Genomic DNA, 14,138 nt, shown 5'->3' on the forward strand with positions numbered 1-14,138 from the left:
GGGTGTGAATACTAACCAAAGCGAATCACCTTCGCAAGGGCATTTTCGACGCATTGTATCAACTGCGGAAAAAAACAGCAAAAAGCCATTAATTGCTTAAAACAAAGGCGGCAAACGCCGCCTTTTTAAACATTTAGCGTGCAAGATTATGCAGCTTTAACAGCATCCGCAATACGGTGCGCAAATTCGGTTACCTGCGCTTCGTCTTCGCCTTCCACCATCACGCGGATCAGCGGTTCAGTACCAGACTTACGCAGCAGCACGCGTCCACGGCTGCCCAGGGCCGCTTCAACGTCAGCCATCACCGCTTTCACGTTCTCATTTTCCAGCGGATCGCCTTTGCCGGCAGTGAAACGTACGTTTACGAGGATCTGTGGGAACATTTTCATGCCGCTGCACAGATCGTGCAGGCTCATATGGTTGCGCGCCATGGCGGCAACCACCTGCAACGCGGCCACAATACCGTCACCGGTGGTGGTTTTGTCGAGCAGGATCACGTGACCTGAATTCTCAGCGCCGATACGCCAGCCCTTCTCCTGCAATTTTTCCAGCACATAGCGGTCACCCACTTTCGCGCGAACGAACGGAATACCGAGCTGTTTCAGCGCCAGTTCCAGGCCCATGTTACTCATCAGCGTCCCGACCGCACCGCCGCGCAGCTGACCCTGACGCAGACCTTCACGCGCAATAATGTAGAGGATCTGGTCGCCGTCGACCTTGTTACCTTCGTGATCAACCATGATCACGCGGTCACCGTCGCCGTCCAGCGCAATGCCCAGATCGGCTTTTTCTGCCAGAACGCGCGCCTGCAGGGCACGAACGTCCGTCGCACCGACCTGCTCGTTGATGTTCAGACCATCCGGCTCACAGCCAATGGCGATCACTTTCGCACCGAGCTCGCGGAAGACATTCGGGGCAATGTGGTAGGTCGCGCCATTTGCGCAGTCCACCACAATTTTGAGGTGCGCCAGGCTCAGCTCATTCGGGAAGGTGCCTTTACAGAATTCGATATAGCGACCCGCCGCATCAACGATACGGTTCGCTTTACCCAGCTCTGCGGAATCAACACAGGTGATCTCTTTTTCCATTTCAGCTTCAATGGCTTCTTCCACCTCATCCGGCAGCTTGGTGCCATCAATAGAGAAGAATTTAATGCCGTTGTCGTAGAACGGGTTGTGAGAGGCCGAGATGACAATCCCCGCTTCCGCACGGAAGGTGCGCGTCAGATACGCGACCGCAGGCGTTGGCATTGGGCCTGTAAAAGAGGCGGACAGTCCAGCCGCCGCCAGCCCCGCTTCCAGCGCGGATTCCAGCATATAGCCGGAAATACGGGTGTCTTTACCGATGATAATTTTACGTGAGCCATGACGCGCCAGAACCTTGCCGGCAGCCCAGCCGAGCTTCAGGACAAAATCAGGGGTGATGGGAGCATCACCTACGCGCCCACGGATACCGTCGGTACCAAAATATTTACGATTACTCATAGCGTTTGTTTTCCTTCGCTGCCAGTGTGGCTTCCACCACACGCATGGCTTCTACTGTTTCTTTGACGTCATGGACACGAATGATGTGCGCACCCTGCATCGCCGCAATCACCGCGCAGGCCAGGCTGCCGCTCAGGCGTTCGCTCGGGCCTACATTCAGCAACTGGCCAATCATCGACTTTCTCGACATCCCCACCAGCAGCGGCAGGCCAAAGTGATGAAATTCCGATAAGCGCGCAAGCAGCGCATAGTTGTGTGAGAGATTTTTACCGAAACCGAACCCCGGGTCGAGCAGCAATTTCTCTTTTGGGATACCGGCACGTTCACAACGTTCGATATGCTCAATAAAGAAGCGATTTACGTCGGCAAAGACATCGTCATACTTCGGCGCGTCCTGCATGGTTTTCGGTTGCCCCTGCATATGCATCAGGCAAACCGGCAGCCCGGTTTCCGCAGCCGCCTCAATCGCTCCCGGCTCGGTAAGTGAACGAATATCATTGATAATGTGAGCGCCCACTTTCGCCACTTCTCGGATCACTTCCGGTTTGGAGGTATCTACTGAGATCCACACTTCAAACCGCTGTGCGATTGCTTCAACGACCGGCACCACGCGCGCCAGCTCTTCTTCCACAGACACGTCCGCCGCACCGGGACGCGTCGATTCGCCGCCAACGTCAATGATGGTGGCACCTGCATTAATCATTAAATTCGCATGCTTAACCGCCTCGATAAGCGTGTTATGCGTGCCGCCGTCAGAGAAGGAGTCAGGGGTAACATTCAGGATCCCCATCACATGGGGATGTGAAAGATCGAGATGCGAGTCCTGAGCGAATAATTTCATGGCGAAATCCCTGATATCTAAATGGTTAAACAGAAATGAAAAACCCCGGAGCAAGCTCCAGGGTTTGAGGTACAAACAAACGCTTCAACAGCAGTGACTTACTTATCGCCCAACTGTTCTGACATGGTGTTGCCCGGGTTTGGCGTACGCGGTTCATCAACCGGACGCGGTGCACGCGGGGTGCCATTGTTGTCAGAGTTATTGGAAGCGCCTGGGTCTTCCCAGCCTGCTGGCGGACGTACTTCGCGGCGCGCCATCAGGTCGTCAATCTGCGGTGCATCGATGGTCTCATATTTCATGAGCGCATCTTTCATGGAATGCAGAATGTCCATGTTGTCATTCAGGATCTGACGCGCGCGACCGTAGTTACGTTCAATCAGCGCTTTCACTTCCTGGTCGATGATACGAGCCGTTTCATCGGACATATGTTTCGCTTTTGCCACGGAGCGGCCCAGGAACACTTCGCCCTCTTCCTCTGCATAGAGCAGCGGACCGAGTTTGTCGGAGAAGCCCCACTGAGTCACCATGTTACGCGCCAGGTTTGTCGCCACTTTAATGTCGTTCGACGCACCGGTAGAAACATGTTCCGGACCGTAAATAATCTCTTCCGCCAGACGACCGCCGTACAGGGTTGAGATCTGGCTTTCCAGCTTCTGACGGCTGGCGCTGATCGCGTCGCCTTCAGGCAGGAAGAAGGTCACACCCAGCGCACGACCGCGCGGAATAATCGTCACTTTATGCACCGGATCGTGTTCCGGCACCAGGCGACCGATAATCGCGTGACCCGCTTCGTGGTAAGCCGTGGACTCTTTCTGCGCTTCCGTCATCACCATGGAGCGACGTTCCGCACCCATCATGATCTTATCTTTCGCTTTCTCGAACTCCACCATCGACACGACGCGCTTGTTACCGCGAGCGGCAAACAGTGCAGCTTCGTTGACCAGGTTAGCGAGATCCGCACCGGAGAAGCCCGGAGTACCGCGCGCAATGATTGCCGCGTCGATATCTGGCGCCAGCGGTACGCGACGCATGTGGACTTTCAGAATCTGTTCACGACCGCGAACATCCGGCAGACCGACAACAACCTGACGGTCGAAACGGCCTGGACGCAGCAGCGCCGGGTCAAGTACGTCCGGACGGTTAGTTGCCGCGATAACGATGATACCTTCGTTACCTTCGAAGCCGTCCATCTCAACCAGCATCTGGTTCAGCGTCTGTTCACGTTCATCGTGACCACCGCCCAGGCCTGCGCCACGCTGGCGGCCTACGGCGTCGATTTCATCGATGAAGATAATGCACGGTGCTGCCTTCTTGGCCTGCTCGAACATGTCACGCACACGAGATGCACCAACACCCACGAACATTTCGACGAAGTCAGAACCTGAAATAGTAAAGAACGGCACCTTCGCTTCACCCGCGATGGCTTTCGCCAGCAGGGTTTTACCGGTACCCGGAGGGCCAACCATCAGCACGCCTTTCGGGATTTTACCGCCCAGCTTCTGGAAACGGCTCGGCTCGCGCAGGTATTCAACCAGTTCACCGACCTCTTCTTTCGCTTCGTCACACCCGGCAACGTCCGCAAAAGTGGTCTTGATCTGATCTTCCGTCAACATACGCGCCTTGCTCTTACCGAACGACATGGCACCTTTGCCACCGCCGCCCTGCATCTGGCGCATAAAGAAGATCCAGACGCCGATAAGCAGCAGCATCGGGAACCAGGAAATGAAGATAGAAGCCAACAGGCTTGGTTCTTCTGGCGGCTCGCCTACCACTTTGACGTTTTTGGTCAGAAGGTTATCAAGCAGCTTAGGATCGTTCACCGGGATGTAAGTCGTGTAACGGTTACTATCTTTCTTGGTAACGTTGATCTCACGTCCGTTGATACGCGCTTCGCGAACCTGGTCCTGATTGACCTCCTGCAGGAAGGTAGAATAATCCACCTTGCGGCCATTCGACTCGCTGGGCCCAAAGCTCTGGAATACTGACATCAGCACAACGGCAATGACCAGCCAGAGTATTAGGTTTTTCGCCATGTCACTCAAGGGATTAACCTCATATTACAACTGTGTTAAAAACAGCGTCAGGATACTCTATATCCAGTTTCATTCAAACTTTCGTCTGAAATCTCCCGGTTATCATTTTCGCCCGGTCGCTACAATATACACTTCACGGGAACGGGCCCGGGAAGAGTCCGGCTTACGAACTTTGACCTTCGCAAACAGGGAGCGAATTTCCTTAAGATACTCCTCGAAACCTTCGCCCTGAAACACCTTCACAACAAAACTACCACCAGGCGCTAGTACATCACGACACATTTCTAACGCTAGCTCCACCAGATACATGGCGCGGGGGATATCCACCGCCGGTGTTCCGCACATATTTGGTGCCATATCTGACATGACAACCTGGACCTTACTGTCACCTACACGATCAAGTAACGCTTTCAGCACTAATTCATCACGAAAGTCGCCCTGAAGGAAGTCGACACCGACGATGGGATCCATTGGTAAAAGATCGCACGCGATGATTCGGCCCGTTCCGCCGATCTGCGTTACCGCATACTGGGACCATCCGCCAGGTGCCGCACCGAGGTCAACAACCGTCATCCCCGGCTTAAAAAGTTTGTCACTTTGCTGTATTTCATCAAGTTTAAACCAGGCACGGGAACGCAACCCCTTTTTCTGTGCCTGTTGAACATATTTATCGCTAAAGTGTTCCTGAAGCCAGCGGCTGGAGCTGGCAGAACGCTTTTTACCTGTCATTTAACATTTCCGTCCTGGTTCATCGTTACTTGCCTGTGACGTAAATTTCTACGCAGCTATTTGGCGATATTAGGGAGATGGCGGTAGAATGAACCGTTTTCAATCCCAACGTAAGCAAAAATATACGATGAATCTGAGTACTAAACAAAAACAGCACCTTAAAGGTCTGGCACATCCGCTCAAGCCTGTAGTGATGCTTGGCAACAATGGTTTGACCGAAGGGGTGCTTGCCGAGATTGAACAAGCGCTGGAACACCACGAGCTGATCAAGGTGAAAATCGCCTCTGAAGACAGAGACACTAAAAACCTGATCGTGGAAGCCATCGTGCGCGAAACCGGCGCCTGTAATGTACAGGTCATCGGTAAAACGCTGGTGCTCTACCGCCCATCTAAAGAGCGTAAAATCTCGCTGCCACGTTAAGGATATCCTGAATTAAACACATTTTCTGTGTGAAACGAGGGATTTCTGTCAGCAGGCGAGCAAAATGCCATGCTCCTTGAGTTGATAAAAGGCCGCTACGCGGCCTTTTTCTTTTCTTTACAATGTATCAACATCTTAGTAGAGAAGCGAATTACAGGTATTCAACCTTAATAATTTCGTATTCCACTTCACCACCAGGGGTGCGGATGGTGACAACATCGTCCTGCTCTTTGCCAATCAGGCCGCGAGCAATCGGTGAGTTCACCGAAATCAGGTTCTGTTTGAAGTCAGCTTCATCATCACCCACGATGCGATAGGTCTGCTCTTCGTCGTTGTCCAGGTTCAGCACGGTAACGGTTGAACCAAAAATCACACGGCCATTATTCGGCATTTTGGTGATATCGATAACCTGTGCATTGGACAGTTTTGCTTCGATATCTTTAATACGCCCTTCACAGAAGCCCTGCTGCTCACGCGCGGCGTGGTATTCAGCGTTCTCTTTCAGGTCGCCATGCTCACGGGCTTCCGCGATAGCGGCGATGATTTCAGGGCGACGTACGGATTTCAGAAAATCCAGCTCTTCGCGCAGTTTTTCGGCACCACGTAAGGTCATCGGAATAGCTTGCATTTGTTATACCTCTTAAACATTCCTGTTGGGAGCAGTGTTCCCTGCTCCAGCCCACCTGAACAGGCCAGAAGCAAAAAGAAAACCGACCCGGGAGCAACGCCCCAGGTCAGCAGCAATTTTTCAATTTGATACGCATTTTACCGCGAAGTTCACTATGGGTCATCGTTTACTTTGCAGTGCCATGCACCGTAGTATGACGGTTTGTTTTCGGGTTGTTAGCGCGAGATTATGCGATTTTCCAGTTTTATCATCGGATTGACTACCAGTATAACGTTCACCGCCCAGGCCGCGAATGTTGATGAGTACATTAATCAGCTTCCCGCAGGCGCGAACCTCGCCCTGATGGTGCAGAAGGTTGGCGCACAGGCTCCCGAGATTGACTATCACAGTCAACAGATGGCGCTGCCTGCCAGTACCCAAAAGGTGATCACCGCCCTCGCCGCTCTGCTCCAGCTCGGGCCTGACTTCCGTTTTACGACCACCCTTGAAACCAAAGGTAACGTTGAGGGTGGCGAACTGAAAGGCGATCTTATCGCCCGTTTTGGCGGCGATCCAACCTTTAAACGCCAGGATATCCGCAATATGGTCGCGGTACTGAAAAAAACCGGCGTGCAAAAAATTGACGGCAATGTACTGATCGACACGTCCATCTTTGCCAGCCACGACAAAGCCCCGGGCTGGCCGTGGAACGACATGACGCAGTGTTTTAGCGCCCCGCCCGCCGCCGCGATTGTTGACCGCAACTGCTTCTCGGTTTCGCTTTACAGTGCGCCAAAGCCGGATGACTTAGCGTTTATCCGCATCGCGTCCTACTACCCGGTCACCATGTTTAGCCAGGTTCGCACGCTGGCCAAGGGTTCCCCCGATGCCCAGTATTGCGAACTGGATGTGGTGCCAGGCGACCTTAACCGCTTCACGCTCACCGGCTGCCTGACGCAGCGCGCCGATCCGCTGCCGCTGGCCTTTGCGATACAGGATGGCGCAAGCTATGCAGGCGCCATTCTGAAAGATGAGCTGAAACAAGCGGGAATAACCTATTCCGGCACCCTGCTTCGTCAGACGCAGGTCAACCAGCCCGGCACGGTCATCGCGAGCAAACAGTCTGCGCCGCTGCACGATTTACTGCGAATTATGCTGAAAAAGTCGGACAATATGATTGCCGATACGGTGTTCCGCATGATTGGCCACGCCCGTTTCGGCGTGCCGGGAACCTGGCGCGCGGGCTCAGACGCGGTGCGTCAGATTCTGCGCCAGCAGGCGGGGATTGACCTGGGTAATACCATCGCCGTCGATGGCTCCGGCCTGTCGCGCCATAATTTGATCTCTCCGGCCACGATGATGCAGGTGCTTCAGTACATTGCACAGCATGACACTGAGCTAAACTTTATTTCAATGCTGCCGCTGGCCGGACATGACGGTTCACTGCAGTACCGTGCGGGGCTTCACGCTGCCGGCGTGGATGGCAAAGTCTCCGCGAAAACAGGCTCACTGCAGGGGGTTTACAACCTTGCAGGCTTCATCACTACCGCCAGCGGACAGCGCATGGCATTCGTGCAGTATCTTTCCGGCTATGCCGTCGAACCGACCGATCAGCGCAATCGTCGTATTCCGCTGGTTCGCTTCGAAAGCAGGCTTTATAAGGACATCTACCAGAATAACTAGCGATGAAACTACTTATAGTTGAAGACGATCTGTTATTGCAGGAAGGGCTGGCGCTGGGGCTGGCCAATGAAGGGTATGCTCTCGACTGTGCAGGCACCGCAGCAGAGGCGGATGCCCTGATCCAGAGCGGCGAATACAGCCTGGTGATCCTCGATTTGGGCTTGCCGGATAAAGACGGCGCCACGCTGCTCAGCCAGTGGCGACGTCGCGGCATCAACAATCCCGTCCTGATCCTGACGGCACGTGATGCCATTGAAGATCGTATCACCGGCCTCGATGCAGGCGCAGATGATTATCTGGTGAAGCCTTTCGCGCTCGCGGAGCTGCAGGCACGGGTGCGAGCGTTGATTCGCCGTTATCAGGGCCATAGTGATAACTTACTGACCGACGGCGACATTACGCTGAATTTGCAAACCCAGCAGGTGCTGCAACAGGATCAGGCCGTAGAGGTCACGCCAAAAGAGTTCGCCTTGCTTACGCGTCTGATCATGCGCAGCGGGCAAACGGTACACAGAGAAACGCTCCAGCAGGATATCTACTCCTGGCAGGACGATCCCGGGTCAAATACCCTTGAGGTCCACATCCATAATCTGAGGCGTAAGCTCGGCAAAGACAGGATCAAAACCGTTCGCGGCGTCGGCTATCGTCTGGAGAGCCAGAAATGAACAGCATGCGTCGGCGTCTGATGGTACTGCTGGCGGTCATTCTCCTGTTTTTCCAGCTGATAAGCGTCATCTGGCTATGGCATGAAAGCCGTGAACAGATTGGTTTTCTGGTCAACGAAACGCTGTCAGCGAAAGCGCGCAATAATCACGTTGAGAAAGAGATACGCGAAGCGATTGCCTCGCTGCTGGTCCCTTCCCTGGTGATGGTTGGCTTTACCCTGCTCTTCTCTTTCTGGGCGGTCACCTGGATAACCCGGCCGCTGAATAAACTCCGCGCCAGCCTCGCTAACCGTTCAGCCGATAACTTAACCCCGCTTCCCATGTTTTCCGACATGGAAGAAATTGGCGCGGTGACGACCTCCCTGAACCAGCTGCTGGCCCGGCTGGATAGCACCATTAAGCAGGAACGTCTCTTCACTGCAGACGCTGCTCACGAGCTGAGAACGCCTCTTGCTGGCATACGGCTCCATCTGGAGCTGATGTCGCAGTCAGGTGCGCCACAGGCCGCCACGCTGATTAGCCGTATCGATCAGCTCATGCATACCGTCGAACAGCTGCTGATGCTGGCCCGGGCCGGACAGGCCATGGCGAGCGGACACTACGAAACCGTGAACTGGACGGAAAATATCATTGAACCTCTCGGCCTGGGGCATGAAGCCAAAGAGCATACGGTGGTTTGGCCCGCTAAAAGCGCGCTCACGGTTCAGGGAGACGCCGTTCTCCTGCGCCTCATGCTGCGCAACCTGCTGGAGAATGCCGGGCGCTACAGCCCGTCAGGGACAACGATTACAGTGACATTAACCGAGGTCGACGGCGGGACGCAGATTAGCGTTATCGATCAGGGTCCTGGAATTGATGAAGCGCACCGACAGTCAATTACCGAGCCATTCCGCCGTCTTGACCAGCGCTACGGAGGCAGTGGGCTGGGCCTGAGCATCGTGCAGCGCATCCTCCAGCTCCACCACGGCAGGCTAACGCTTGAGAATGGCGCTGAAGGTGGCTTAATCGCCAGCTGCTGGCTGCCCGCAACGCTGGAATAAAAAAAGCCCCCATAACGGGGGCTTTGAACAGCAATTAGTGCTTGTAGATGAACTCGACGCCTTCTTCGTCGTCTTCATCCCAGTCATCATCCCAGTCTTCATCGTCTTCTTCCGCTTCCAGCTCTTCGAGCTGCTGGCGGTGGTAGTCATCCCACATGAATTCGACTTTTTCAGGCTGTTTGACTTCTTCCGCCTGAACAATTGGGTTCTCAATGATGAAGGTCATCACATCCCAGCACAGATCTTTCACGCCAACCTGGCTTGCCGCAGAGATCAGGTAGTATTTATCTTCCCAACCCATCGCTTCAGCAATGGCTTTCGCTTTTGCTTCCGCTTCGGCTTTGTCCATCAGGTCGATCTTGTTGAAGACCAGCCAGCGTGGTTTGTTCGCCAGTTTCTCGCTGTATTTCTCCAGTTCGCCAACGATGATGCGGGCGTTTTCAACCGGATCGGAACCGTCGATAGGATCGATATCAATGAGGTGCAGCAGCACGCGGCAGCGCTCAAGGTGTTTCAGGAAGCGAATGCCCAGACCCGCCCCTTCCGCGGCGCCTTCAATCAGGCCCGGAATATCGGCGACCACGAAGCTCTTCTCGTTATCCATACGGACAACGCCCAGGCTTGGTACCAGCGTGGTAAACGGATAGTCAGCCACTTTTGGCTTCGCCGCAGAAACCGCGCGAATAAACGTCGATTTACCTGCGTTTGGCATACCCAGCATGCCCACGTCAGCCAGAAGCATCAGTTCCAGCTGCAGGTCGCGCTTATCGCCCGGCGTACCCATCGTTTTCTGACGCGGCGTACGGTTAACGGAAGATTTGAAACGGCTGTTACCCAGACCGTGCCAGCCGCCTTTCGCCACCATCAGGCGCTGACCGTGTTTGGTCATGTCGCCCATGGTTTCACCCGTCCCCTGGTCAATCACACGCGTACCGACCGGAACTTTAATGGTGACGTCTTTACCGCGTTTCCCGGTACAGTCACGGCTCTGGCCGTTCTGGCCACGTTCAGCGCGGAAGGATTTTTCGAAACGGTAGTCGATCAGCGTGTTGAGGTTCTCATCCGCCTCCAGCCACACGTCACCACCATCCCCACCGTCGCCGCCATCAGGACCGCCACGAGGGATATACTTTTCACGGCGGAAGCTCACGCAACCGTTGCCGCCATCACCAGCCACGACCAGGATCGTCGCTTCATCAACAAACTTCATTTTACTCTCCGTAACTCATTCGCCTGAGCGGGGGACTACTACAACCGCTTCATTTTTGCGCCAACGTCCCCAAAGACGATGACCAATGGCGGAATACATCGCGCCCGCAACCACGACAAACGCACCGAGATAACCCAACAGGTTGAGCATCGGTCTGACGAAGACATCGGGCCAGGCCATTGATAACAAATCTGAAAATAACAGCGTAAACAGCGGGGTAAGCGTGATCAACGCGCTTACCTGTGCTGCCTGCCAGCGCGCCATCGCTTCGGCCAGCGCGCCATAACCGACCAGCGTGTTCAGCCCACAAAAAATGAGGCACGCCAGTTGCCAGTCGCTAAGCTGGGTAATCACGCCCGGCTTCGCTAATGGCAGCAATGCTATTGTACACAAAGTGTACAGCAAAAAGAGGATCTGCTGTGAGGCAAGCCGACGCAATAACACCTTTTGCGCGACGCCATAGCTCACCCAGACCGTTGCTGCCCCCACACCGAAAATGACACCCCAGGTGTAATCCGTCAGGCGGGTAAAAATCTCGATCAGACTGGTGTTGAAGAACATCACCAGACCGCACAACAGCATGCTCGCCCCGATAATCTGCGTACCGCGCATCTTCTCCTTGAGGATAAAGACGCTGGCGACCATCATGCCCACCGGCGAAAGCTGACCAATCACCTGCGACGCCGTGGGGCTGAGATATTGCAGGGAAGAGCTGAACAGGATGAAGTTACCGAACAGACCGCCCGTCGCGATAGCCAGCAATACCAGCCAGCGCGGTTTACGGAAGAGCCGCAAGGGTGGAAGCTTACCTTTGATGGCCAGAATCGCCCCGAGGCCGATGCTTGCCATCAGAAAGCGATAAAAGACCACCGTAGGCGGCTCCATCACTTCCAGTACCTGCTTCATTGCAATTGGCAGCGCACCCCAGCACATTGCGGTTGTGAGCGCCAAAAGAATTCCTATGCCGGCCTGCTGCTTCATGCCCGTTTTCCCTACAGAAAAAATTACCGGGTTTCCAATGTAAAAAGCCCCGCAACAGGGTGCGGGGCTTTAATCCGTTACCGGACCGAGAAAACCTTACTCAGCAACGATGCTGATGTATTTACGGTTGTTCGGGCCTTTAACTTCAAATTTCACTTTACCGTCTGCTTTAGCAAACAGAGTGTGGTCACGACCGCAACCTACGTTGTTGCCAGCGTGGAATTTGGTACCACGTTGACGAACGATGATGCTACCCGCCAGAACGGATTCGCCACCGAAACGCTTAACGCCCAGGCGTTTAGCTTCTGAATCGCGACCGTTACGTGTGGAGCCGCCAGCCTTTTTATGTGCCATTTAAATCTCTCCTCAGGTCTTAGGCGCTGATGCCAGTAATTTTCACATCAGTGAACCACTGACGGTGGCCCTGCTGCTTACGGTAGTGCTTACGACGACGAAACTTAACGATTTTAACTTTCTCGCCACGACCGTGTGCAACAACTTCAGCTTTGATAACGCCGCCATCAACGAAAGGAACGCCGATTTTGACTTCTTCACCGTTTGCGATCATCAGAACTTCTGCGAACTCAACAGATTCGCCAGTTGCGATGTCCAGCTTTTCCAGGCGAACGGTCTGACCTTCGCTTACTCGGTGTTGTTTACCACCACTTTGGAAAACCGCGTACATATAAACTCCGCTTCCGCGCACGTCCTCGTATGAATCAGAGTGCGCTATAAATATTCACAATAGGGCGCGAATATTACGCAAAACGCGAGCCTTTGACAAGTGCTACCGTCAATACATGAAGAAAAAAAACACAACACGTACGGTAACGTTTATCTGAGCCGTTTTTTCAGTACAATCAGCACTAGTATTGATAAACCGAAACCCTTCGTTACCCCATTGAAGATGGGATCAACAGGATAAAAAGCCCGGCTTTTGCGATGAATTTAGAAAAAATCAACGAGTTAACCGCGCAAGATATGGCGGGTGTGAATGCAGCAATCCTGGAGCAACTCAACTCTGACGTTCAGCTGATCAATCAGTTGGGCTATTACATTGTCAGCGGCGGCGGTAAACGCATTCGTCCGATGATTGCTATTCTGGCTGCCAGAGCCGTTGGCTATCAGGGAAATGCCCACATCACTATCGCCGCGCTCATCGAATTTATCCACACGGCGACGCTTCTGCACGACGATGTGGTGGATGAATCGGATATGCGTCGTGGCAAAGCTACGGCTAACGCCGCTTTCGGGAACGCAGCCAGCGTCCTGGTGGGAGATTTTATCTATACCCGCGCCTTCCAGATGATGACCAGCCTGGGTTCCCTGAAAGTGCTGGAAGTGATGTCCGAAGCCGTTAACGTCATCGCTGAAGGCGAAGTGCTGCAGCTGATGAACGTCAACGACCCGGACATCACTGAAGAAAACTACATGCGCGTCATCTACAGCAAAACCGCGCGCCTGTTTGAAGCGGCGGCCCAGTGTTCCGGTATTTTGGCGGGCTGTACCGAAGCGCAGGAAAAAGGCCTGCAGGACTATGGCCGCTATCTGGGCACAGCCTTCCAGCTGATTGACGATCTGCTGGACTACAGTGCGGACGGCGAGACGCTCGGCAAAAACGTTGGCGATGACCTGAACGAAGGCAAACCGACCCTGCCGCTGCTCCACGCCATGCGTAACGGAACGGCCGACCAGGCGAAGATGATCCGTGAAGCGATTGAGCAGGGAAATGGCCGCCATCTTCTGGAACCTGTACTGGAAACCATGGCAATCTGCGGATCGCTGGAATGGACGCGTCAGCGTGCAGAAGAAGAAGCCGACAAGGCCATCGAGGCCCTTCAGGTCATTCCAGACAGCCCATGGCGCGAAGCACTGATTGGCCTTGCCCACATCGCCGTTCAGCGCGACCGTTAATCTCCCTTTTTCTCCCCGCGAACCTGGCGGGGAGATTCCAGTACACACCAGTAAATTCCGCGTTCATGTAAATTCATCGGTTTAGAGACCGCATGAATAAAGCCATGTCTTATTCTGAATATTCCTTCAAGTAACGCGAACTTTTTAGAACAAGAGTTCGAAATGGGTATAGTAAACCCGTCGTTTCAGAAGAAACGGCGTAGGTGAATCCGAACTTAAGGACGGCGTTATGGATACGAAATTTATCGACTGGCACACGGCTGATATTATTGCCGCACTGCGCAAAAAAGGCACTTCACTGGCAGCAGAGTCCCGCCGCCATGGACTGAGTTCTTCAACTCTGGCAAACGCCCTCACCCGCCCCTGGCCAAAAGGAGAATTAATTATCGCAACGGCGCTGGACACGCATCCGTGGGTGATTTGGCCTTCGCGCTACCACGATCCTGTCACCCATGAATTTATCGACAGATCGCGCATGATTCGCCAGAGAAAAGTAAAAAAAGAATCGCAGGAATAAGGTTTTTTTGACA

At 53.9% G+C, this 14,138-nt stretch carries 15 protein-coding genes; 6 read left to right on the forward strand and 9 right to left on the reverse strand.

Annotated elements, in window-relative coordinates:
• Nucleotides 1-146 precede the first annotated feature (146 nt).
• The 4 genes from glmM to rlmE all read right to left on the reverse strand — a co-directional run bounded on the left by glmM (nucleotide 147) and on the right by rlmE (nucleotide 5,087).
• The gene (glmM, locus tag FHC52_RS13025) at nucleotides 147-1,484 is read right to left on the reverse strand and encodes a phosphoglucosamine mutase (protein WP_021242257.1); all 1,338 of its coding nucleotides are present in this window, start codon (nucleotides 1,482-1,484) and stop codon (nucleotides 147-149) included.
• Nucleotides 1,477-2,325 carry a dihydropteroate synthase gene (gene folP, locus FHC52_RS13030; protein ID WP_008501468.1) on the reverse strand — a complete coding sequence of 283 codons (849 nt, stop codon included), beginning with the start codon at nucleotides 2,323-2,325 and terminating at the stop codon, nucleotides 1,477-1,479. The genes glmM and folP overlap by 8 nt, the downstream gene beginning before the upstream one ends.
• A gap of 98 nt (nucleotides 2,326-2,423) precedes the next feature.
• Nucleotides 2,424-4,358, reverse strand: a complete 1,935-nt coding sequence (ftsH, locus tag FHC52_RS13035) for an ATP-dependent zinc metalloprotease FtsH (RefSeq protein ID WP_013098921.1) — start codon at nucleotides 4,356-4,358, stop codon at nucleotides 2,424-2,426.
• A 102-nt stretch (nucleotides 4,359-4,460) separates the two neighbouring features.
• Entirely contained in the window at nucleotides 4,461-5,087 is a 627-nt protein-coding gene (gene rlmE, locus FHC52_RS13040) for a 23S rRNA (uridine(2552)-2'-O)-methyltransferase RlmE (RefSeq protein ID WP_003861812.1), read from the reverse strand.
• Nucleotides 5,088-5,214: 127 nt separating this feature from the next.
• On the opposite strand from rlmE, the gene yhbY reads away from it, so the two are divergent.
• Entirely contained in the window at nucleotides 5,215-5,508 is a 294-nt protein-coding gene (gene yhbY / locus FHC52_RS13045) for a ribosome assembly RNA-binding protein YhbY (RefSeq protein WP_003861814.1), read from the forward strand.
• Nucleotides 5,509-5,659: 151 nt separating this feature from the next.
• Here the strand turns inward: yhbY and greA are convergent, their stop codons facing one another.
• Nucleotides 5,660-6,136: a transcription elongation factor GreA gene (gene greA / locus FHC52_RS13050; RefSeq protein WP_003861815.1), complete on the reverse strand. Its 477-nt coding sequence runs from the start codon at nucleotides 6,134-6,136 to the stop codon at nucleotides 5,660-5,662.
• 228 nt (nucleotides 6,137-6,364) lie between these two features.
• On the opposite strand from greA, the gene dacB reads away from it, so the two are divergent.
• The 3 genes from dacB to pmrB are packed head-to-tail and all read left to right on the forward strand — an operon-like array spanning nucleotide 6,365 to nucleotide 9,503.
• Nucleotides 6,365-7,798 carry a serine-type D-Ala-D-Ala carboxypeptidase gene (gene dacB, locus FHC52_RS13055; protein WP_021242259.1) on the forward strand — a complete coding sequence of 478 codons (1,434 nt, stop codon included), beginning with the start codon at nucleotides 6,365-6,367 and terminating at the stop codon, nucleotides 7,796-7,798.
• Nucleotides 7,799-7,800: 2 nt separating this feature from the next.
• On the forward strand, nucleotides 7,801-8,463 hold the full coding sequence (gene pmrA / locus FHC52_RS13060) for a two-component system response regulator PmrA (RefSeq protein WP_008501465.1): 663 nt from the start codon (nucleotides 7,801-7,803) through the stop codon (nucleotides 8,461-8,463).
• On the forward strand, nucleotides 8,460-9,503 hold the full coding sequence (gene pmrB / locus FHC52_RS13065) for a two-component system sensor histidine kinase PmrB (RefSeq protein WP_126289148.1): 1,044 nt from the start codon (nucleotides 8,460-8,462) through the stop codon (nucleotides 9,501-9,503). Before pmrA ends, pmrB begins: the two co-directional genes overlap by 4 nt.
• A 34-nt stretch (nucleotides 9,504-9,537) precedes the next feature.
• On the opposite strand, the gene cgtA is transcribed toward pmrB, so the two are convergent.
• The 4 genes from cgtA to rplU form a co-directional block, all read right to left on the reverse strand.
• Nucleotides 9,538-10,713: an Obg family GTPase CgtA gene (gene cgtA / locus FHC52_RS13070; RefSeq protein WP_021242261.1), complete on the reverse strand. Its 1,176-nt coding sequence runs from the start codon at nucleotides 10,711-10,713 to the stop codon at nucleotides 9,538-9,540.
• A 15-nt stretch (nucleotides 10,714-10,728) separates the two neighbouring features.
• The gene (locus FHC52_RS13075) at nucleotides 10,729-11,694 is read right to left on the reverse strand and encodes a DMT family transporter (RefSeq protein ID WP_008501462.1); all 966 of its coding nucleotides are present in this window, start codon (nucleotides 11,692-11,694) and stop codon (nucleotides 10,729-10,731) included.
• A 96-nt stretch (nucleotides 11,695-11,790) separates the two neighbouring features.
• Entirely contained in the window at nucleotides 11,791-12,048 is a 258-nt protein-coding gene (gene rpmA, locus FHC52_RS13080) for a 50S ribosomal protein L27 (protein WP_004385076.1), read from the reverse strand.
• 19 nt (nucleotides 12,049-12,067) lie between these two features.
• Nucleotides 12,068-12,379: a 50S ribosomal protein L21 gene (gene rplU, locus FHC52_RS13085; protein ID WP_003025032.1), complete on the reverse strand. Its 312-nt coding sequence runs from the start codon at nucleotides 12,377-12,379 to the stop codon at nucleotides 12,068-12,070.
• 257 nt (nucleotides 12,380-12,636) lie between these two features.
• On the opposite strand from rplU, the gene ispB reads away from it, so the two are divergent.
• On the forward strand, nucleotides 12,637-13,608 hold the full coding sequence (gene ispB, locus FHC52_RS13090; protein ID WP_008501461.1) for an octaprenyl diphosphate synthase: 972 nt from the start codon (nucleotides 12,637-12,639) through the stop codon (nucleotides 13,606-13,608).
• A 229-nt stretch (nucleotides 13,609-13,837) separates the two neighbouring features.
• On the forward strand, nucleotides 13,838-14,125 hold the full coding sequence (gene sfsB, locus FHC52_RS13095) for a DNA-binding transcriptional regulator SfsB (RefSeq protein WP_008501460.1): 288 nt from the start codon (nucleotides 13,838-13,840) through the stop codon (nucleotides 14,123-14,125).
• The last annotated feature ends 13 nt before the right edge of the window (nucleotides 14,126-14,138 follow it).

This window comes from Enterobacter sp. EC_64, from assembly GCF_019584165.1.
GTDB classification, from domain to species: Bacteria; Pseudomonadota; Gammaproteobacteria; order Enterobacterales; family Enterobacteriaceae; genus Enterobacter; species Enterobacter roggenkampii.